This window comes from Wenzhouxiangella limi (assembly GCF_010499265.1).
Classification (GTDB): domain Bacteria; phylum Pseudomonadota; class Gammaproteobacteria; order Xanthomonadales; family Wenzhouxiangellaceae; genus Wenzhouxiangella; species Wenzhouxiangella limi.
The window spans coordinates 57,196-77,551 of the sequence record NZ_JAAGSC010000034.1 but is presented as its reverse complement, the minus strand read 5'-3'; the positions used below and the strand labels follow the sequence as shown (position 1 = coordinate 77,551).

At 62.2% G+C, this 20,356-nt stretch carries 20 protein-coding genes; 2 read left to right on the top strand and 18 right to left on the bottom strand.

Features of this window, described 5'->3' with window-relative positions:
* Nucleotides 1–11 precede the first annotated feature (11 nt).
* The gene (locus G3I74_RS04505; protein WP_164210398.1) at nt 12–344 is read right to left on the bottom strand and encodes an FmdB family zinc ribbon protein; all 333 of its coding nucleotides are present in this window, start codon (nt 342–344) and stop codon (nt 12–14) included.
* Nucleotides 345–489: 145 nt separating this feature from the next.
* Here G3I74_RS04505 and G3I74_RS04500 point away from each other — a divergent pair, with 145 nt between their 5' ends.
* Nucleotides 490–1,152: a serine/threonine-protein kinase gene (locus tag G3I74_RS04500; protein WP_164210397.1), complete on the top strand. Its 663-nt coding sequence runs from the start codon at nt 490–492 to the stop codon at nt 1,150–1,152.
* Nucleotides 1,153–1,188: 36 nt separating this feature from the next.
* Here the strand turns inward: G3I74_RS04500 and G3I74_RS04495 are convergent, their stop codons facing one another.
* Entirely contained in the window at nt 1,189–2,169 is a 981-nt protein-coding gene (locus tag G3I74_RS04495) for an NAD-dependent epimerase/dehydratase family protein (RefSeq protein WP_164210396.1), read from the bottom strand.
* Nucleotides 2,170–2,311: 142 nt separating this feature from the next.
* Here G3I74_RS04495 and ettA point away from each other — a divergent pair, with 142 nt between their 5' ends.
* Entirely contained in the window at nt 2,312–3,982 is a 1,671-nt protein-coding gene (gene ettA, locus G3I74_RS04490) for an energy-dependent translational throttle protein EttA (protein ID WP_164210395.1), read from the top strand.
* Here the strand turns inward: ettA and G3I74_RS04485 are convergent.
* From G3I74_RS04485 to G3I74_RS04410, 16 genes are all read right to left on the bottom strand, one after another.
* Nucleotides 3,972–4,823 carry a Rossmann-fold NAD(P)-binding domain-containing protein gene (locus G3I74_RS04485; protein WP_164210394.1) on the bottom strand — a complete coding sequence of 284 codons (852 nt, stop codon included), beginning with the start codon at nt 4,821–4,823 and terminating at the stop codon, nt 3,972–3,974. The two genes, ettA and G3I74_RS04485, sit on opposite strands and share 11 nt — an antisense overlap.
* A complete protein-coding gene (locus G3I74_RS04480; protein ID WP_164210393.1) occupies nt 4,808–5,686 on the bottom strand; it encodes a glycosyltransferase in 879 nt (292 codons plus the stop codon). Before G3I74_RS04480 ends, G3I74_RS04485 begins: the two co-directional genes overlap by 16 nt.
* Nucleotides 5,683–6,549: a class I SAM-dependent methyltransferase gene (locus G3I74_RS04475; RefSeq protein ID WP_164210392.1), complete on the bottom strand. Its 867-nt coding sequence runs from the start codon at nt 6,547–6,549 to the stop codon at nt 5,683–5,685. The genes G3I74_RS04480 and G3I74_RS04475 overlap by 4 nt, the downstream gene beginning before the upstream one ends.
* Nucleotides 6,550–6,614: 65 nt before the next feature.
* On the bottom strand, nt 6,615–7,430 hold the full coding sequence (locus tag G3I74_RS04470; protein WP_164210391.1) for a glycosyltransferase: 816 nt from the start codon (nt 7,428–7,430) through the stop codon (nt 6,615–6,617).
* Nucleotides 7,431–8,483 (bottom strand): ABC transporter ATP-binding protein, encoded by a 1,053-nt coding sequence (locus tag G3I74_RS04465; RefSeq protein ID WP_338063056.1) that lies wholly within the window; start codon nt 8,481–8,483, stop codon nt 7,431–7,433.
* A 122-nt stretch (nt 8,484–8,605) separates the two neighbouring features.
* Nucleotides 8,606–9,355 carry an ABC transporter permease gene (locus tag G3I74_RS04460; RefSeq protein WP_164210389.1) on the bottom strand — a complete coding sequence of 250 codons (750 nt, stop codon included), beginning with the start codon at nt 9,353–9,355 and terminating at the stop codon, nt 8,606–8,608.
* A gap of 207 nt (nt 9,356–9,562) precedes the next feature.
* Complete coding sequence (locus G3I74_RS04455) at nt 9,563–10,525, bottom strand: peptidylprolyl isomerase (RefSeq protein ID WP_164210388.1); 963 nt, start codon at nt 10,523–10,525, stop codon at nt 9,563–9,565.
* A gap of 1 nt (nt 10,526) precedes the next feature.
* A complete protein-coding gene (locus G3I74_RS04450; protein WP_164210387.1) occupies nt 10,527–11,675 on the bottom strand; it encodes a hypothetical protein in 1,149 nt (382 codons plus the stop codon).
* 188 nt (nt 11,676–11,863) lie between these two features.
* Complete coding sequence (locus G3I74_RS04445; protein ID WP_164210386.1) at nt 11,864–13,522, bottom strand: hypothetical protein; 1,659 nt, start codon at nt 13,520–13,522, stop codon at nt 11,864–11,866.
* A gap of 123 nt (nt 13,523–13,645) precedes the next feature.
* Nucleotides 13,646–14,053 (bottom strand): hypothetical protein, encoded by a 408-nt coding sequence (locus G3I74_RS04440; RefSeq protein WP_164210385.1) that lies wholly within the window; start codon nt 14,051–14,053, stop codon nt 13,646–13,648.
* A 38-nt stretch (nt 14,054–14,091) separates the two neighbouring features.
* A complete protein-coding gene (gspD, locus tag G3I74_RS04435; protein WP_164210384.1) occupies nt 14,092–16,263 on the bottom strand; it encodes a type II secretion system secretin GspD in 2,172 nt (723 codons plus the stop codon).
* Entirely contained in the window at nt 16,260–17,000 is a 741-nt protein-coding gene (locus G3I74_RS04430) for a hypothetical protein (RefSeq protein WP_164210383.1), read from the bottom strand. Before G3I74_RS04430 ends, gspD begins: the two co-directional genes overlap by 4 nt.
* Complete coding sequence (gspM, locus tag G3I74_RS04425) at nt 16,997–17,608, bottom strand: type II secretion system protein GspM (protein ID WP_164210382.1); 612 nt, start codon at nt 17,606–17,608, stop codon at nt 16,997–16,999. Before gspM ends, G3I74_RS04430 begins: the two co-directional genes overlap by 4 nt.
* Entirely contained in the window at nt 17,580–18,755 is a 1,176-nt protein-coding gene (locus G3I74_RS04420) for a PilN domain-containing protein (RefSeq protein ID WP_164210381.1), read from the bottom strand. The genes gspM and G3I74_RS04420 overlap by 29 nt, the downstream gene beginning before the upstream one ends.
* Entirely contained in the window at nt 18,755–19,648 is an 894-nt protein-coding gene (locus G3I74_RS04415) for a type II secretion system minor pseudopilin (protein WP_164210380.1), read from the bottom strand. The genes G3I74_RS04420 and G3I74_RS04415 overlap by 1 nt, the downstream gene beginning before the upstream one ends.
* Complete coding sequence (locus G3I74_RS04410) at nt 19,645–20,352, bottom strand: prepilin-type N-terminal cleavage/methylation domain-containing protein (protein WP_164210379.1); 708 nt, start codon at nt 20,350–20,352, stop codon at nt 19,645–19,647. Before G3I74_RS04410 ends, G3I74_RS04415 begins: the two co-directional genes overlap by 4 nt.
* Between the last annotated feature and the right edge of the window lie 4 nt (nt 20,353–20,356).

The following is a 20,356-nucleotide window of genomic DNA, read 5'->3' as shown; positions in this document are numbered from 1 at the left end:
AATCGCCGCATTCAAGCCGCTTTGCCGGCAGAGGGCTTGGAGGATTTGCTTTCGGACTTGGGCTGAGTCGACTTCGACTCCGACTTGGCGTCGGACTTGGCCGCATCGGCTTTGCCGTCTTTCCCGGCGCCGTCGGAATCGCCGGCCAGGTTGCGCTTGCCGTCTTTTTTGAAGTCGGTCTCGTACCAGCCGCCGCCCTTGAGGCGGAAACCGGCGGCCGAGATCAGCTTGGTCAGATCGGGCTTGCCGCAGGCCGGACAGTCGACCAGCGGGGCGTCGGACAGTTTCTGCAGTTTTTCCAGCTCGTGGCCGCAGGACTGGCAGCGGTATTCGTAGATCGGCATGAAAGCAATCCCCGTAAAGTGGACGAAAGTTAGGCGTCCGGTTTCCCGAACGATTCGGAAATTGGGACCGATCGCCGTAAATTCGAGTCCTTGCGCGCTCTATTTTGCCAGAAACCGGCTTCGGCCCCTCGGCTATCATTCGCGGATGCCGTCTTCCCCCGCGCCATCGTCATCGGATCCCGAGCTGGCCGCCTGGCTGGAGGGCCTTGATTTCGCCTCCGGCCAGTCACTGGGTCGCAGCAACCAGGGTGAAGTGAGGCGCTTTCGCTTTCGCAACCAGGACCTGGCGATCAAGGCACCGAGCGGGCGCGGTCCGCTGCGCTGGCTGCGTCTGCAGTCGCTCAGGCGGGAGTATCGAAGCTACCGACAGCTGGCCGGCCTGGCAGGATTTCCACGCTGCCACGGCCTGTTCGGGGACCGCTATCTGGTGCTGGACTACATCGAAGGCACGGACTTTCGCCATGCGGTACTGCCCGAGGGGCAAGCCTTTTTCGATCGCCTGCTGGGCATCATTCAAGCCATGCACGCCCGCGGTATCGCCCACGGCGATCTCAAGCGCAAGGATAATCTGCGCGTTGCCGCCAACGGCGAGCCGGTCATCCTCGATCTGGGCACCGCGGTACGCTGCAAGTCGGGCAGCGGCGCGCTCAGGCGCAGGCTGTTCGCGTTCATCCGCCAGACCGACCTCAACGCCTGGGTCAAGCTCAAGTACGGCCGCTACGAGAACGTCGCTCCGGAAGACCGGGTTTATCTCCGGCGATCCTGGCTGGAGCGCTGGCTGAGCCGGTGGTGGCCCGGGCGTCGCTGAGCCTGCCCCGCGGCCGATTCAATCCGGCCAGGGCATTCATGCCCAGGCAGCGGCCAGGCGCTTGAGCCCCTCTTCGATCGACACCGTGGGTTCATAAGCCAGATCACGGCGCGCGGCGGCAATGTCGTACCAGTGGGCGGTGGCCAGGTGCTCGACCACGAACCGCGACAGCGGCGGATCGCTGCGGCGGCCGGTCAGGCGCCACGCGCCCTCGACCGCGGCGGCCAGGGCGTGGGCCACCGCAGGCGCGACGCTGCGGATGTTCGGGCGCTCCCCGGCGGCTTCGAGCAGGCGCGCGATGATCTCGCCGTTGGCCAGCGGCTCGCCGTTGCTGATGAAATAGGCCTTGCCGGCGGCGGTGGCGGGGCCGGCCAGGTTATCCAGGGCCAGCAGGTGGGCGTCGGCCGCATTGTCGATGTAGACGGTGTCGATTTTTTTCTCCGGGGCGGGCAGGCGCAGCCGGCCGGCGCGATTTTTCTCGACCAGGCGCGGCAGCAGCTGGTTGTCGCCTGGCCCCCAGATCAGGTGCGGGCGCAGCGCGCAGCTTTTCAGATCCGGGCCACTGGCGGCCAGTACCAGCCGCTCGGCCCGGGCTTTCGTTTCCGGGTACGGGGCCTGGAAGTGCTCGGCGTAGGGCAGCGATTCGTCGCCGTTTTCGATATCGCCGCCGCCGTGGACCACGCTGGGCGAGGAGGTGTAGACCAGAATGGGAATATCGTGCCGGGCGCAGGCGGCGAGCACGTTTTCGGTCCCGACCACATTCGGCCGCTCGAAATCCGGCGCGTGCAAACCGGGCCCGGCCCTGGCGGCGACGTGAACAACGGCCTCGCAGCCTTCAGCGGCGGCCAGCACCGCCTCGGGATCGGCGATATCGCCAAGCCGGCACGTCACACCCAGCGCCTCCAGCTCGGGGTAGGCCGAGCGATTCAGGCTGACGACGGCATCACCGCGTTCAATGACTCGGCGGACGATGGCCTGGCCGAGAAAGCCGCCGCCGCCGGTGACGAGGATTTTCATCATTCGATCTCTCTTTTTTCAATCCCGTACAAGGAAACCGCGGATGAACGCAGATTAACGCAGATGAACACGGGTATCATGTGTCGGGAGTTCCAACGCCGACGTCTCCCAACCGTCAGCTTCAAGCCACTACGGATTCATCATGTCCCAATACGTCTATACCATGCACCGCGTCTCGAAAACGGTGCCGCCCAACCGAACCCTGATCAAGGACGTATCGCTGTCGTTCTTTCCCGGCGCCAAGATCGGCGTGCTGGGGCTCAATGGGGCCGGCAAGTCCACCGTGCTGCGGATCATGGCCGGGGTCGACAAGGAGTACGACGGCGAGGCGCGGCCGCAGCCGGGGATTCATATCGGCTACCTGCCGCAGGAGCCGGAGCTGCCCGAAGAGGTGACCGTGCGCGAGGCGGTGATGATGGGCGTGGGCGAGATCAAGGAGCAGCTGGAGCGTTTCGACGCCATTTCCGAGCGCTTTGCCGAGCCGATGAGCGACGAGGAGATGACCGACCTTCTGGCCGAACAGGCCGAACTGCAGGACAAGATCGACGCCGCCGGCGGCTGGGAGCTGGACCGGACTCTGGAAGTGGCCGCCGACGCGCTGCGCCTGCCGCCCTGGGACGACAAGATCGCCACCCTGTCCGGCGGCGAGCGCCGGCGCATCGCCCTGTGTCGGCTGCTGCTGTCCAAGCCCGACATGCTGCTGCTCGACGAGCCGACCAACCACCTTGACGCGGAGTCCGTGGCCTGGCTGGAGCGCTTTCTCGACCAGTTCCCCGGCACCGTCATGGCGGTGACCCACGATCGCTACTTCCTCGACAACGTCGCCGGCTGGATCCTGGAGATGGATCGCGGCCACGGCATCCCCTTCGAGGGCAATTATTCCTCGTGGCTGGAGCAGAAGGAAGCCCGCCTGGCGGTGGAAGAAAAGCAGGAGGCCTCGCGCCAGAAGACGATCAAGTCCGAGCTCGAATGGGTGCGCACCAACCCCAAGGGCCGCCAGGCCAAGAGCAAGGCGCGTCTCAGACAGTTCGAGGAGCTCAACTCCAAGGACTTCCAGCGCCGCAACGAAACCCAGCAGATCTACATCGCGCCCGGCCCCAGGCTGGGCGACCAGGTGATTGAGTTCGACGGCGTCTACAAGGGCTACGGCGATCGCCTGCTGATTGAGAACTTAAGCTTCAAGGTCCCGCCGGGCGCCATCGTCGGCATCATCGGCGGCAACGGCGCGGGCAAAACTACCCTGTTCAACATGATCGCCGGCACTGAAGCGCCCGACCGCGGCGAGGTCCGCGTGGGCGAGACCGTGGAGCTGGCCTACGTCGACCAGCGCCGCGACAGCCTCAACGACGAGCGCCAGGTCTGGGAGGAAATTTCAGACGGGGCCGATGAGATCGTGATCGGCAACTATCGCATCCCGGCGCGCGCTTATGCCAGCCGCTTCAACTTCAAGGGCTCCGAGCAGCAAAAGCGCGTCGGCCAGCTCTCCGGCGGCGAGCGCAACCGCGTCCACCTGGCCAAGGTGCTCAAAAGCGGCGGCAACGTGCTGATGCTCGACGAGCCGACCAACGACCTGGACGTGGAAACCCTGCGCGCCCTGGAAGAGGGCATCCTGGCCTTCCCGGGCTGCGTGCTGGTGATCTCGCACGACCGCTGGTTCCTGGACCGTATCGCCACCCACGTGCTGGCCTTCGAGGGGGACTCCCACGTCGAATGGTTCGAGGGCAATTTCTCCGAGTACGAAAAAGACGAGAAGCGCCGGAGAGGCGACCAGGCCGGACCGCACCGGCTCAAGTACAAAAAGCTCAAGGACTGAAAACGCGCGGGTTCCAGCCCAGCTGCTCGCGCGCCGGGCGGTCGTCGACGACCAGATCCTCGGCCTGGCGGGCGAGCATGGCGGCGTTGATATCGCGCAGCCGGCCCAGTGCATGGGCCGCGCTCAAGGCTGCGCGCAGCAGCCAGGCCGGGGTCGACACCACGCGCACGCTGTGTCCCTGGGCCGCTGCAATCCGGCGCAGCATGTCCGGGTAGCTCAAGCGTTCTCCACCGCCCAGCAGCCAGCGCCCCTGGCTGCGCTCGTCCATGGCCAGCACGGCGAGCGCCAGGGCGGCCAGGTCGTCGGCGTGAACCGGCGCGCGCAAGCCCCGCCCCGCCACGGGCACCAGCGGCAGGCGCTGAACCAGCCCGGCCAGCCGGCTGACGTTGGCGTCCCGGCCACCGCCGTAGATCATGGTGGTCTTGAACAGGCTGACCAGGGCATCGCGCCGGCGGCAGAGATCGAGCAGGCGCTGCTCGTCGGCCTGGATCTGGTCCATCAATGCCCGCTCTTGCCGATCGACCGAGTCGGACTTGAACAGCGTGCTGGCCGAGCTGACGGCGACCACGCGGCCGATCCCGGGGGTTGCCTCGACCTGGGCCGCCGCCAGCCCCACCGGCCCGAAGCTGACCAGCGCGCCCGGATCGGCCGGCGCCGGCCCTTGTTCAAGATCGTGCTGCAGCCAGGTCACGCCGGGCCGGCTCTGTGCCGGCGGCTTTCGCGATACCGCCAGCAGGTGGACGCCGTCCAGTCCGCCGGCGCGCGCCACGAAGCGCTGCCCGGCCGCCGTGCTGGCGCCCAGCACCAGCATCACCGGATCGGCCCCTAGCGCCGCCGCCACAGCGTCAGCGGCGTGACCAGCACGGCGTGGGCGTGAATGCCAAGCCACCACAGGCTGCGACTCCAGAGCGGCCAGGGCGGCTCCGGGTGACGATTGAGGTAGCGCCAGAGACCGCGGTGTTTTTTCCACATCGTTCGCACGGGTCGGCTGCGCGAAGACACCCCGCCGGCATGCGAGACCGCCACATCCGGCAGCAACCGAATGGCCCAGCCCGCTTCCTGCAACCGCGTCATCAGATCCAGATCCTCGAAATGCAGCGGGTAGTGCTTGTCGAAACCGCCGACGTCCAGAAAAGCCTGGCGCCGCAGCAGCATGCAGGCGCCCGAGACGGCTTCCACCTCGCCCGGCTCGGCGGCGCTGGGCAAATGGGTGAGATCCACCCCCGTGGCGCCCCGGAAACGAAAGATCTCGTTGACAACCCGCTGCCGGGTCGGCAGGCGGCGGCGGCTGCCGCGCTGTTCGTTGCCGCTCATGTCGAAAATGCGCCCCGAGACCAGGGCGGCTTCGGGATGACCGTCCAGGTCTTCGACCAGTCTCAGCAGCGCCTGCGGCACCAGCAGGCAGTCGGGATTGATGATCAGCAGGTATTCGGTCTGGACCGCCCGCGCGGCCAGGTTGACTCCGCGCGCGAAACCCAGGTTGCGCGGCGAGCGCCGGGCGCGAACCCCCGGTAGGTCGGGCAGCAGCTCCAGGCTGCGGTCCTCCGATCCGTTGTCAATGATCTCGATCGCCGGCGGCTTGCTGTCGTCGCCGCGCAGCGCGCGCACGCAGCGCTCCAGCCAGGGACCAGAGTTGAAGTTGACCACGATGGCCGTGACCCGGGCCAGCGGGGAAACGCTCGCGGCCGGGGATGAGCTATTCACCGGCCGAACCAGCGCCGCCACCAGGGTTTTGCCAGCGTCGCCTTGAGCGAGGCGATCTCGGCCTCGCGCTCGGCCAGCACTTCGCCGGCTCGGATGTGCTTGCGAACTTCGTCGTTGTAGTGCTGGTAGACCGACTCAGCCCGATCGCCGTACAGCGAGACCGCCGGCAACTCCGGCAGGGCCGCCCGGGTGGCCGCGGCGGCGGCGATGTAGTACAGCGGGGGCCAGTCCGGCGCCACGGTCGACGCCTCCGGCCGGTCGCTTAGCCACTGCGCCGCGCCCTGCCCGTCCATGGACCACAGCGCGGAGACAAACAGCAGCTTCTGCCCCATCAGGCGCACAGCCGGAAAATGCGCGCCCAGCAGCTGCTCGAACTGGTCCCGGTAGAGTTCGCGCACGTGAAACGGATTGTCGTAGCCGGTCTCGTCGCTGTAGGTCTTGCGGTCCGGCGATGAGATCAGCACGAAACCCTCGGGCCTGAGCACGCGGCGAAACTCGGCCATCAGTTCATCGTGCTCGGCCAGGTGTTCCAGCGTCTCGAACGAGACCACCACATCCACGCTGTCATCGGCCAGCGGCAGGTCCAGGCAGCTGGCGCACTCGAACGACAGCCGATCGGCGCCGTAGCGCGACCGCGCATGCTTGACTGTGGCCGGGTCGATGTCGATGCCGGTCACCTGCCGGGCTTTGGCGCTGAGCAGGTGCGAGCCGTAACCCTCTCCGCACGCGGCGTCGAGCACGAGCTTGTCGGTCACCAGCGCCGCGGCAAAAGCATAGCGATGCCAGTGCTCATAGGCCATTTCGCGCACGCACTCGGGCGTGAAACGCTCGCCGGTGAACTCCAGGGATGGGGATTCGATCATTGCCGCTGCCTGCAAGAGACCTTCGGGTCAGAGTCTACCAAGCCGGGCGCGGTTGCCCGGGTCTTTCAGGATGCCAGTTGCTGGTAGCACGCCGCGATCTGGCGCCGCCTGGCGGCAAACGGATCGGCCTTGATGAACGCCCGGACCCGCGCCATGTAATCGGGGTGGCGGGCCAGCAGCGTGTCCATCGCTTCACCGCCCGGCTTGAGGCCCAGGGGCCCGAAGCTGGCGCCGCCCTCATGGGCGACGAAGGCGTGGTCACACAGCACGTGGCGCCAGCCGGCGGCGCTGGCCCGGCAGCACCAGTCGTTTTCCTCGCCGTAGCCGCGGCCAAAGGCGAGCTCGTCAAAGCCGCCGATCTCGTCGATGGCCGCGCGCCGCAGGTACATGCAAAATCCGACCGCGGTGGGGATGTCGGGATAAGTTGCCGGGCCGGATTCGCGCGCCGCCCGGGCCCAGCGGTCCGGGTCGTTCGGCCATCGATTGGGCCGACAAAACTCGGGCACCGAGGCGATTTCGCCGTGGTTGGTCAAGGGCGTGACCGAGGCAATCCGCGCGTCGCTGGCAGCACAGTCCAGCATGGCCTCCAGCCAGCCGGTGCTGACCTCGGTATCGGAGTTGAGCAGAATCACATCGGCCCGCCCGGCCAGCGCCATGCCGAGGTTGGCGGTGGCCACGAAGCCCAGGTTTTGCTCATTGCGTACCGCCACCCATTCGCTCGGCAACTCGGCAAGAACCGTCGCGACGGCCGGATCGGTCGAGGCATCGTCGATCACGATCACACCCGCCGAGTCTTTGTCCAACTTTAGTGCGAGAGCATCCAGACAGCGCCGGGTCTCCTGCGCTGCGTTGAAGACCGGCACCACGACGGCCGCGGTCACTCAGATCTCCCAGTGATGCTGCAGCCGGACCAGGCCCAGCTCGCGGCTGCGGCCGGTCACCGTGAACGTGACCTCGGCGGTATCGTGCACGCGCAGGCCCTCCGGATCCATGGCGTGGCCCCTGACCACGTAGCCCCCCGGCAGCAGCGGCAGATCGGGAAAGCGCAGCGCCAAGTGATAGCATCCGTCCGATCCATCCTGCAGCGCAACCTGGTCATGGTCGCTGGCAACACCGTAGATCGGCGTCCCATCGGCCCGCACCAGGCCAACCAGCGCAACCGGTGCGCGATCGTCGGGCGAGCGCAGCGCCATGCGCACCAGCAGTTCATCACCCATCGTCAGGCGCGGCTCGCCGGCCTCGGCCGAGACGATTTCCAGCGTCTTCACGCCGTACATTTGCGCCGTGGCATGCCCCGAGGACTGGCTTACCGCTTCGGCATCGCGCCGCTCGTGCCAGGCCAGATAGGCCTGGGTCACCTCGAACACGTCACCCAGCGCCCGCGCCCGCCCACCTTCCAGCCACAGCGCGTGGCGGCAGAGTTTTTGCACCTGGTACATGTTGTGCGAAACCATCAGCAGCGTCCCGCCCTGCTCAAGATAGTTCTCGATCCAGCGGATACATTTTTTCTGGAAAGACTCATCCCCGACGGCCAGCACCTCGTCGGTGATCAGAAGATCAGGCGTGACCGCGGCAACGACCGCAAAGCCCAAGCGCACCACCATGCCCGAGGAATAATGCTTGATCGGCTCGTGGATAGACTCGCCGATATCGGCAAAGGCCAGGATGTCGTCGAGCTTCTCGTCGACCTCCTTTCTGCCCAGCCCGAGAAAAGCGGCGTTCATGCGCAGGTTCTCCAGGCCGGTGTACTCGGGATCGAAACCGGCCCCGAGCTCCAGCAGCGCAGCCTGACTGCCGTTACGCTCGATCACTCCGCTGGAGGGCGCCAGCACCCCGGTGATAACTTTCAGCAGCGTCGATTTGCCGGCGCCGTTGGCCCCGACGATGGCCAGCGACTCGCCGCGCCGGACTTCGAAGTCGATCGACTCCAGCACCGTCGTTCCGCCCTCTGTCTGCCCGCGGGTCAGGATCTGCCAGAAAGCGCGCAGGCGTTGCGAAGATCGTACGGTATGAGGATAGGATTTCCCCACAGAAGCTGACTTAAGCAACGGCTCAGTCAAAGAAAATCCTCAAAATGCGGGCTTAGTCTACGAAATACCCAGCTTCCTAACATTACTGCTAATGCACTCGAAAAGAGAAAAACAACTACTTTAAGGTCAGGGACTGCCTTTCCCAAAAAAAAGGCGGATCTCAATTCTTCAACCCACCAAGTGACTGGATTCAGAAAGATCAAATGGCGAATATCCGGCGGAAGCAACTCAGGTGTATACAAGATGGGAGTGAGAAAGAACCAAAACATCATCAAGATCGGTAAAAGTTGCTCCAGATCGCGAAAAAATACCTGAAGGGCCGATAAACCCAGGCTCAGACCGGCCGAAAAAGCATACAAAAGTAATAATGTAAGAACGGCATTAGGAAACCCCACCAAAGTTAGCTGCCCGGAAAACGACTGAATCACCGCGAGGACAACCAGGTACCCCATTAGCTGCAAAAGGAACGCAGCCGTTTGATAAGAAAGAACTAGCACTGCTCGAGGAACGGCGATCTTGGAAATGAGGGCCGCATTATCGCGCACAGCCCTCGCCCCACTAAGAACGCCGTCCGAAAAAGCGAACCACGGCCACAAAGCAACTGCTAGCCAGAGAGCGAAGGGCACCTGTAGCCCGTCGGGGACTCGCGCCTGAAAAATCACTCCAAATACAAATACATAAACACCAAGCAGCAAAAGCGGGGTAAGAACAAGCCAAAGCCAGCCGACACCAACGGAAAGAACGCGGCGCCTTAACTCCCGAACGGTAAGCTGCAAGAAAAGACCGCAATAACTAAGCCTATTGGAGACAGATCTACGGTACGGCTCCGCAAGCCCTGCAAGTCTCACGTTTATAGTCTCCTAGAGGTAACCTGACACGGAGCTTGTCTAATCACATAAAGGCAGCGATTTATTAAGGGCCCACTTGTGTACGACTAAGGACACACGTTCATCCACGCCCTCTTTTGAAATACTTCCGCAGATTCAGTCAGCCACACCAGACAAGGAGGCGTTATAGCGCTCTAGAAGACTACGTATTGCACCTTCCGGAAATTCCTGCGGTGGAGCTTGAAGCTCTCTCAGTTTTCTTTCCAAAGCATTAGTAAGATGCTGTTCACGAGCGAGCTTGATCGCTTCTTCCTTCGCGTCTGGCCAGTCTAGTGCTTCAATCGGATGCCTCTTATGCAGCTGCACCAAATGCCAACCATCAGGTGTACGAATTGGTTCAGAAATACCCCGCCCCTCGCTTAGCTTCGACAGGGAAGAAGCAATGGCTGCGTGCAGGTTTTCGAGGGCCACATCACGATAGAAGCCTCCGTTCTGTTCAAGCAAGGGATCTTGACTATACTCCCTCACGACACGCTCAATATCAATCTGCTGCTCAGCGAAGGCTCGCCAAGCAACAGCGATTTCCTCCATCGCTTCAACTTCTTCTGAAGGTTCATCCACGGGTATCAACACATGATAAAAATCCACCTTCTCCGGGGCGCGGAAGCGTTTGGGATTTGTTAAATAGAGCTCTCTGGCCCTGGCTTCGTAATCAGCCAACTCCAAGTCAGCAAAGAAATTGAACCGGTACAGTTTAGTCAGTTCATTGACCAATTGGCGATACAGCTGTGCATTGACTTCTGGATCGTCTAAAAGCCGCGCCTCAATTGCTCTATTGGCCATTGCCTCAGAAAGAAGAAGGTTTGTGAGCACTTGACCGAGTCGATCCGCGCTCTCCAGGAAGTCAACCCTATCGCCCTCGGGAACCGTCGCTAGAAAAGCATCCATATCCAGATGGGTGATCTCGGAGTCGCCCTGGGTTACTACGACCTCCGACTCGAATGCTATGCAGATTTCTTTTGACGAATCCGCACTTTGAACGTTGCCCGACAGCATAAGAAGAAAGAGCAACAAGACGTGGGCTTGAATTGGAAATTTAAAGCCGTGAATCTTATTCATATTATTGGACTACCCATTGGTTTCCACAACCTGATTTTCCATCCGCACAGCTACTTGGCTGGATATTTTCGGGTGATGTGCCGGCTGGAGAGGACGTGTAGAGAATATTCAGATAATAGGTTTGATCGCTCTCAAGCTTGCAGCTTGCCGTAGACGACGTTCCACCTACAGTTAAGGAACCAATCGAAATCAAACCATCGTTAATAAAGGAACTGCCTTCAAAATAACATCCCGAATCGTTGATTATTTCATTCTTGTTGAAGTCGCCAGGACACGTTGAAATCGTCACCATTTTCCCGCCACCACCGTAGTTGCCTATCGGATTTTGGGGACCTTCAATCTGAACCTGTCGTGAAGTAGTGGGAGATAGACCCTGAGTGGTCAGCCGCATCGCTATGTATTCTTGGTCACTGTCTTCGTTAAGTACGACGTTCCGAATATTTCCAGTATTGACTGTCGTTACTGTTCCGTCACCGCCGAAAATTGCTCCGAAATCGGTGCAATCGGCGCTACTGTTATACAGACAAGTGGTTACTCGAGCCCAGCCTGGTGGAGGTTGACGGTTGGATGGACACGAGGTTGGATCAGGAGGGGGCGAACTAGACTCGGCCAGGTCGACGGTAATCACATTTGACGAACTCGTTACACTGCCGTTAGCGCAGATAAGCCCAGCAGTGTATTCACCAGCTTCCAGGGAATTCGTAGATACGCTTTGCTGAAGACCCGTGGCCCGCGTCGGCTTCAATTCGCCAGCATCCCAGCCTGGCAAATTCCCCAATGTTTCGCAAGACCACGCTCCCCTACTTTCCCATTCGAAATAGACGGTAGTGCCTTGATCAATTGATAGCAGACTTTGTTCGTCGTTCGCTGTGAAGGAGGAAAGGTTGACCTGCACACCGTCGCAGCTTGACGTCGCTTGGCAAACAGTCGGATCAACCGGTGTCGCTAAGACAGTTCCCTCTGACGTGATTTTAACGTCACCCGTGAGGGGGATTTTTGTTACCGAAGGCTCGGTTTGCAGCTCCAAGTCTTTGTCTTGAGCGGCCAAATTAAAAGATAGCGATAGAAACGAGGCTATCAGTATTAGGGCAGAAAGCCTTGCACAAGGTTTCTTATTATGTGTCGGGCGAGCCGAGGTCAGATTACTCATTTAAATTCAGGTTCCAGAAAGTGGAATTGCGATTTCGACTCTTCCAGGACAGAGAAAGTTCAAGGAAAAATCACTATAGCAAAAAGGGCCGCCAGAATATGGCGGCCCTTTTCTTCTCTTGGGAAGCAATTAAGACGTCGAATCTTTTAAAAGACCATAAAGTCTCAAAAGCATTCAGCGTTCCTCAATCACTCCGGTCGGTCGGCCCCTGAGTCTACAAACGCCCGGGTTCCACGATGCTGATAAGTTCCACCGTAGTTGGCCAGCACGCCTGCACCTGCATCGCCGTTGGTGTAAGTGGTTACACCGAACCCGACAACAGGAAGACCAAAGACCTGGCGTCCATCGGTACTGCTTACACTACGTCGTACGCCATCGTTGTCCTCGAAAACGCCTGAGTTAGAGGGGATAGCGCCCAACTCAAACCGCGCCCAACCGCTATCGAACGGCAGTTCGAAGTTGGTGTAGCCAAGCGAACGAAACGGACTTTCACGCAAAGGCTCACCAAGAATTTCGGTTGCGTCCGGCAACGAGTCGTCCGACGCGAAGCGAATCACGTTGGCCTCCGCACAAAGCTGGAACAAGTCAGGGGCCTGTTCCGGGGGCGGCGGCGAGACGATTGGGGGACCGACGTCGATACCCTCGGTCTGCTCCTCTCGATCCCAGAAACTGATGCTCATGTCTTCGCAGGCGAAAAACCGGCGATCCACCGCACCGTCATCGACGGTATAGAACCAAGTGCGGGTGAACGGCGGAATCGCGTCATCGCCAGGGTCGATCAAGCCCTTACCCAGAGCGTCAACGTGGAAACGCCGGGTGGGGAAGGTCATCACCCATTCTGTTCTGGCGTTGATGTCTGCATCGGTCACGTATTCGTTAAGCACTTGGTCCAGCGTCAGTGCGGCGTTCAATGCAAGCACCGGTGTCGTGCTATCCCACTGGTTGTTTTCGAGAGCCCCGTTGTCGAACACAAAGCTTTCTGCGTTCGTGCCCGAGTTCAAACCGGGCAGGACGCTACCAGGGTTGGTATGCGAGCCAGTGCCGGCAGCCCAGAAACCGTCGATAGCCGTCGCATTGTAGGAGAACATCGTGCCGTCGGCGACGTTGATGATGCTACCGGAACCATACAGTCCGCCGGTCGCGCCATTGAACGTCGCTTCCTCACCTGTGCCGCTAGTGAACCCGAAGTTCGCACTCTGCAACCAAAGCGCGACCGGATCGTTCTGAGTCCAAAACCGTTCCAGCAGACTACAGGCACGAGGAACGCCGTTAACATGCTTCGACGCCCACTCAACGATTCCAGGCGTAATACCGTCTTCATTCGGATCGTAGCTACCGCCTTCTCCGACAGCCATTTCAGCCATTTCGATCACTTCGATATAGCCGGATGCCGTTCGCTCAATGCCCTGCGGACCACCGTCAAAGTTGGTCCGAGCGCCGGTGTATTCGAAATCGAGAAATTCCTGCTCGCCAACGCCGTCTTCGGAGTCACCGACAAAATAGGGGACGGTGCAAGAGGTATCGCGAGTCACCATCTTGGCGCCGCCGCCGTCTGTAGCCGTTATGGATGCGGTCCAGACGTCGAAGGGGGACATGTAAAGGTTGAAGTCAAGCACTTCGCGCGAGTTGAGCGCTTCGATAAAGCGAACCTTTACGGCCTTGCCACGTTCTGCGGTATTCACGATCGAGATAAGCGTGTCGTTACCGCCGCGGGCAGAGTAATACGGGAATAGCAGAACCTGGCCAAGACCGTCGGGATTTACATTGACGGCATTAGCAACGCTAGCCATCCCTGCAATTCCCGTCAGGCCCGCTAGAACTGCGGTCGTCAAGGTATTTCTTTTCATTACAACACTCCTAAAGTTGTTGGACACAGGGCTCTGTGTAATCAAGCGCGGCAGGATCAATTCTCCCTGACCCTAAGCCTGCACCGGAGATTGTAGGATAAATCACCTGCCGATGTAAAGCAATCATGTGGGCGAAAACCACCATTGACCTTCGATCTGCAGCCATCTTTCCTCGTTGATCCGCACCGGACGCATCTCACGGAGAGGCCCCGGCGCCCCAACCGGTTGGTACTCGACCTCCACCCAAACGGAGCAAGATTCTTTCTCACATTCCGAGCGGATCAAATTACTGGACTGCCAGCGGATGGGTCGTCGACCCATGTCATCCGCGAAGTCCTCCCGGGGAGTTGTCTGCTGGAATCCGGGCGTGTAGTACTCCCACGCGGCCTCAAAATCCCGCTCGATCATGTGCTGCCAGCGCGCCATGACGCGCTCTTCAAGGGTCTGTTCGGGCTCGGCCGGGCCTCCGCAGGCGCTGAGCGCCAGGGCGAGCCCCAGCGCGACCGGGATCTTCAATAGCTTGTTTTTCATGGATTTCCTGTTCTTCGGAGGTGAAATTTCATAGGTTCTCAGTCGAGCCGCCGATCGCGTAGCGGCCGCAGGCCGCGGAATTCGCGGGTCATCTCATCCGAAACCTCTTGCAAGCGCTCAGTCGACTCGATCACCGACGGTGTGATCAAGACCAGCGTCTCGGTGCGGGTCATGTCGTTGCGACTCTGGCGGAACAGCGCGCCCAGGCCGGGAATGCGCTGCAGGCCGGGCACGCCGGAGCGCGATTCGGTCTCTTCGTCCTGGATCAGTCCGCCGAGCATGACGGTCTGGCCGGACTGCACGGCCACGTCCGTTTCGATTGAACGGGTATTGACAGTCGGATTGTCACCCACGCCGGGCGCGCCCGGAGAGGACACTTCCTGGCGAATTTCCAGGTAGACCAGACCGCCAGGGTTGACCCGGGGCGTCACATTCAGCGTTACGCCAGTACTGATGAACTGGACGTTGCCGATGGTGCTGCCGGTGCTGCCCACCGACCCCCCGATAAAGCTGGTCGACTGGACGGGCAGCTGGTTGCCGACGTTGATGTTGGCGCTTGAGTTGTTGCGTACCATCAGCGAGGGCGAGGAAATGGTCCTGACGTTGGAGACGGTCTCCAGCGCGTCAATGGTGGCGGCCACGAAGGTCCGGTCCACCGCCCGCCGGGTGACGGTGCCCAATACGTTGGTCCCGGCGCCGAAGATCAGGGCGTTCTGGTCGCGCGACGGCGCAAAACCGTCCGGCAGGGACGGGCCGCCCTGTTCCGGGCCCTCGTTGGCCAGGAACCAGCTGACCCCGTAGCGCAACTGGTCGGTCAGCTCCACGATCAGCACCTGGGCCTCAACCAGCACCTGCAGCGGCTCCTCGTCCAGGCGCTGGATGGCCGAGAGAATGGCGTCGTACTGGCTGGGCGAGGACTGGATCAGCAAAGAGTTGGTCTCGGTCACGGCGGTGACCCGGACGTCCTCGTTATCGCCCAGGGCCAGACCGCCCTCGGTGGCGCGCGGCTGGTCCTCGCCCTCGGACTGCTCGCCGCGCGAGCGCTGGAATTCACCCACGCTGCTGACCGAGGCCGGCTCCATGCCCGGCGCCAGATCGCCGCGATCGGCGCGCTGATTGGCACTGCGCGAGCCGCTGGTGCCAAAAATATCGCCCAGGTAGCCGGCCAGCACGTCGGCCTCCAGATTCTTGACGCGATAGACGTACAGACGGGAACCCGCTTCGGGGCTGGAGCGGTCCAGCCGGCGGATCCAGCGCTCGGCCTTGTCCAGATACTCCTCGTTGGGGGTGATTACCATGAGCGCGTTGAGCCGCTCCAGCGGCAGGAATCGGAACATGCCGGCCAGCGGCGTCTCGCCGCCCTCGCCGAACACCGCTTCAAGCTCCGGCAGCAGCTCGGCGACCTCGATGCGCTCCAGGCTGAACATCCCCACCGACATGCCGGCGAGCCAGTCGACGTCGAAGGTCTCGATGATCTGCAGGTAGTTGCGCAACTCGTACGGCGTGCCGGCCAGAAACAGCAGGCTGCGGGCGTTGTCGGCCCTGAACACGCCGTCCTCGCGGGCGTAGGGCTCGAGCACCTCGGCCATCTGGCTAGGCGCGATGTAGCTCAGCGGCACCACCATGACCTCGTAGCCGCGGCCGTTTTCGGCCGAATCGAAGCGCGGCACCAGATTGCCGCGCACTGCCTCGTTAATCGGCAGGACGTGGTAGCGGCCCTCGCGCCAGATCAGGGTGGCTCCATTCCAGCGCAGCAGCATCTCGAGCACCGGCATGACTTGCTCACGGGTCAGCGGGCGGGCGGTGGCGAAGGTCACCTCGCCGGAAACCCCCGGGGCGATGGTGTAATTTTCCTGAAACAGATGACCGAGAACAGCCTGGACGACCTCCTGGATGCCCTGGCCTTCGAAATTCAGGGTGATCTCGCCGTCTTCCCCGGGGGGTTCGGCTCGGGGTCGGGTCACGGAGTCGTCGATAAACAGACCCGAGCCAGGGAAGCGCTCGCTTTCGGAAAAGGCCGCCTCGCTCGACGATTCATCGGCATCGTCCGGGGCACCCAGAAGAATCTCGTCGTCGGGCTCGACGGCCACGGGTGCAGCGTCTCCGGTCACCCGAACCTGTTCGCCTTCTTCGGGCACGGTCTTGTGCGGCGTGCTGCTGCAGGCGGCCAGCAGGAAGACAGTCGCAAACGGAAGAAATTGGAACTTCATTGTTTATCCTGTTGTTCGCGGGCGCGGCGCTCGGCCTCCGCTCTGAGTTCGGCGCGACGTTCGGCCACGCGGCGACGGATTTCTTCTGCCCGCGACAGCGCCTCGGCGTCGGCTTCCTCTTGTTCGGGGTCCTCCGCTTGTTCCTGTTCGGCGGGCGGCTCCTCTCCGGCATCACTTCTCGTGCGCGTCGGGCGGGTCAGACCACGGGTGTTGATCTCAAGTTCCAGTCCCGTGCTCTGGCCGTCGACAGAGACGAACTGGACCAGGCGCGAGTCGATGCGATCCAGTTTCCAGGCCGCCTGCTCGCCCTCCAGGCTCATGCCCTCGCGCAGCAGTACGGTGCGGTCGGCTTCCTGGTCGCGGATCATGGCCATTCGCATATCGGGGGTGATGATGATGCCCGCCACGCTTGCGTTGAGGTCGGGAATGGGTTCTTCTTCCTCGATCTCTTCTTCGATTTCCGGTTCTTCTTCCACTTCCGCCATGGCGATCACCGGCAGGCGCCGGTCGGAGAAAAACACCGGCCGGCGGTAAATCTCGCCGTATTCGTCGAAGGCTTCCAGCCCTTTTTCCGGCGACGCGACCGCCACCCTGGGGACGCGGGTTTCACCCTCGGGGGCGATACGCTCCAGATTGACCCGCCCCAACAGCATGAACAGCGCCAGCCCGACCAGTATGGTCAGACCGATCAGGCCGGCAAGCAAAGTGGTGAGCAGGTTGTTGCGGGTATCGATCATGAACTGCGCGATGCGGCCTCGGTCAGGAATCCGTACATATTGAAGCTGATCTCCACCCGACCGTAGCTGCCGGCCCCGCGACGGCCGGCCCGATCTGCCGAGATGCGCTGGCGAACCATGAGATTATCCACGAAAACCAGCGGCTCGCGGTCTTCCAGCGCGTAGAGCACCCGACTGATATCGTCCAGCGGACACTGCATGCGGACATTGACCGTTACCTGCTCAAAGCGCTCAGGCTCCTGATCAGGAATGTTCTGGGTCGCCTGCACCGTGCAAAACTCCGGCTGCAGCGCCTCGCTGTCGATGATCTCACGCAGCTGCCGTGTCAGCGAGGCGGCCGCCGAGCTGAAGCCGTTCTCCTGCAAAAACAGAGTGTTGCCAGCGCGCTGCTCGCGCAACTCCGCCAGCCGGGCCTGGAGATCGGGCTCGCGGGCCACGGCCGCCTTGAAGCGCGCGGCCTGCTGCTCCAGCCGATCGGATTCTGACGCCAACTCGGCGTGGCGGACCACGAACCAGTGAAAACCGCCTATGTAAACCAGGATGGCGGCGATGATCAGCAGGCCGACGGCCAGCGGGCGATTATTCTTGCGTTCCGGCAGCCACTGCATCCTGAAGTCCCCACGGGGTGATTGTGGCCCGGAGGTTGAATCGCTCCTGGCCGCTGTTGGGATCGATACTGACCGATCCCCGGAATTCGGTCTCGCTGAACAGGTAAGAGTCGTTGACCAGCTCGATCAGTCGCTGCGAGCCATTGGCCATGCCGGTCATGATCAGCTCGCTGTCGCGCACCTGGACCTGCTGCAGCCACATGTCGTTGGGCAACACCCGGGTGATTTCGTCGAGCACGTTCATCATCACCGGCTGGGCCTGGCGATGCTCGGCCAGGAAGTTCGCCGCGGCCACCGCGTCGTCGAGTTCGCGCTGCAGGGCCATGACTTCCTCGGCCTGGCTTCTGAGCGTATCCAGCTCGGCGCGCAACTGCTCATTGCTGCGCTCGCGCAGCCACAGCGACTGGGCCATGACCAGCGCCAGCAACAGCACGCCGGCCAGCCCCAGCGCCCAGTTCAACCGCGCGCGGCGGTCGACGTAGCCGCTTTGCATGGATTCGGGCAGCAGGTTGAAGCCTTCCTTGCCGGCCACCCGCCCCGCGGCCGGATCCAGGCGCGCGCTGTCCATAAGATGCAGCCGAACTCCAATCGCCTCGATCCTGTCCAGCACCGCCTCCAGGCGACTTCGAGGCACAAGCCGCATATCCAGACGCAGACGGCCACTGTCGGTCTCACGCTCAACAACACGGAAATCGTGCCAGACCTGGTCGGCGCGAAACGGCGTGAGCTGGTCGAGCTGGTAGCTGACCGCCTGGTCGAGGTTGGACTCCACCGCCAGCGGCAGGTCGACCGGCGCTTCCAGCACCAAATCGGGCGGCAGCAGCAGGGCGACCTCAGGCTCGCCCTCTTGAAACGAGTGCAGGTGGTTTTGCCAGCGCGTGCGCACCAGGCCCGGGTCTTCAGCCGCGCCAAAGGTATCCAGTTTTTCGGGCACCTCGCCGCCGCGCCAGACCTCCAGTGTGCCCGCCTCGTCCACGGTCAGCAGCCACAGGCGCGGGACCGGCGCGATCATGCGCCGGCGCCAGCGCGCGGGGATCAGCGCGGACAGCTCGCTGCGCCACCAGCCAAGAAACGCCGCCAGCGGGCTGGCCAGGTAGCGCGCCCGCAGCGTTTTGACGATGTCGTCGAACTGGGTCTTTTCGACCATCACTCCTCAACCTGTTCTTGCCAGCGCAGCACCCGAAACGGGCGGCCGCGCGTGGTATTGCCCAAGGCCACGGTCGCCTCGATCACGGTCCAGGCGCCGTTGTCCAGCTCGGCCCGCGAGCGAATGCGGTAGGCCCGGCCGCGGCTGCGCAGACTCACCATCTGACCGTTTGGCATCATCAGCGCGTTGACGTCGGCCGGGTGAGCCATTTCGCGCTCCTCGACAAACAGCTCGGCCAGCTCCCGGTCCATGTCCGGCAGCAGCGCCAGCACCTCGACCGGCGCAAACGCCGGATTGACCTCGCCACCGCCGTCTACGGTCAGCAGCGGCTCGACCTGCTGAAACAGCGGATAGGTCATGCCGATGACCTGCTGCAGCTCCTCGACGGTGCCGAACGGCTCGTTGGCCGGCCCGTAAGGATAACCCGCCGCGACGTATTCATCGATCTCGGCGCCGTAGACTCGCATCAGGTCATCGGTATCGCGCCAGTCGGCGATCGCGGCGGCCATGAATATCGCTTCCTGTTCCTCGACACCCTGGGCCATGAACAGTTCAGCCAGAAATTCCTCTTCGGCGTTGTTGAGATCGACGCGGCCCGTCTCGTCTGCAACCCGAATCTCGATTTCTGCTTCTCCGAATGTGAGCCCATATGGCCTGCCGTCTGCCACCCAACGGGTCTCCATATCCGGATTTCGGAGCTCAAAAACGGCTCGATGAACGCCGGCTTCAGCCGCGTAGCGGGCCGCCGTGGTGTCAAACAGGTAGCGGGCCTGCAAACCCTCAGTGCGCGCCAGAACAGCGTACACCCCAACGACAATCGTCAATAGAGTCAGCACCCAGAGGACAACAATCAGGGCGATACCCTGCGAGTGCGTTTGCGAAAACTTTCTCATTGCCTCGCTCGCGGCGCACGACGACGCCCGCCCAGCAGTTCAACTCCTCTGCGAACTTCGCCGCGCGCGCCGGTGCCAGCGCCGCCGCTATCGACCATCACCGGCGTGACCAGTTCCGGCCAGTTCAGGCCATCGATACGCCCCATATCAATATTGAGCCCAACCGCCAACGGCAGACGCGCCGTTTCTTCCCAGAAATCTGCCCAGTAGGGCGTCTGGTCTTCTTCGTCCAGATCCATGAAGAAAAACCCGCCGTCCTCCAGCCCTTCCAGCAACACGACGCCTTCGCTGTCTTCCAGATCGCCGGGCAGATAGCCGTTGAGCAGGGCGAAGTAAAAGACCAGGTCCAGGCCGTCCTCGCCGCGCTCGAGGCTGAACTCCTGCACGTAAGCCCCGCCATAGCTCAGGTAACCCGGCATGGGCGCGACGAAGCGCACGCGCTCGGCCTCGCCTTCAAACCGAATCTGTTCGCCTTCTTCCATATCCTCAGGCTGCTCGATGATCAGGGAGCGGGCCTGGCTGAGCTGGCGGCGGACGAATTGATGGGTGACGCGCAGGCGGTTGGTTTCCTCAATCCGCTCCTCGCCGCTGGTGGTCGCGCGAATGCTGGCGCGAAAGCCGCCGTAGGCCATGCCCATGATCAGCGCCACCAGGGTGATGGCCAGCATCACCTCGATCAGGGTAAAGCCGTGTGTTCGCCGCATCAGG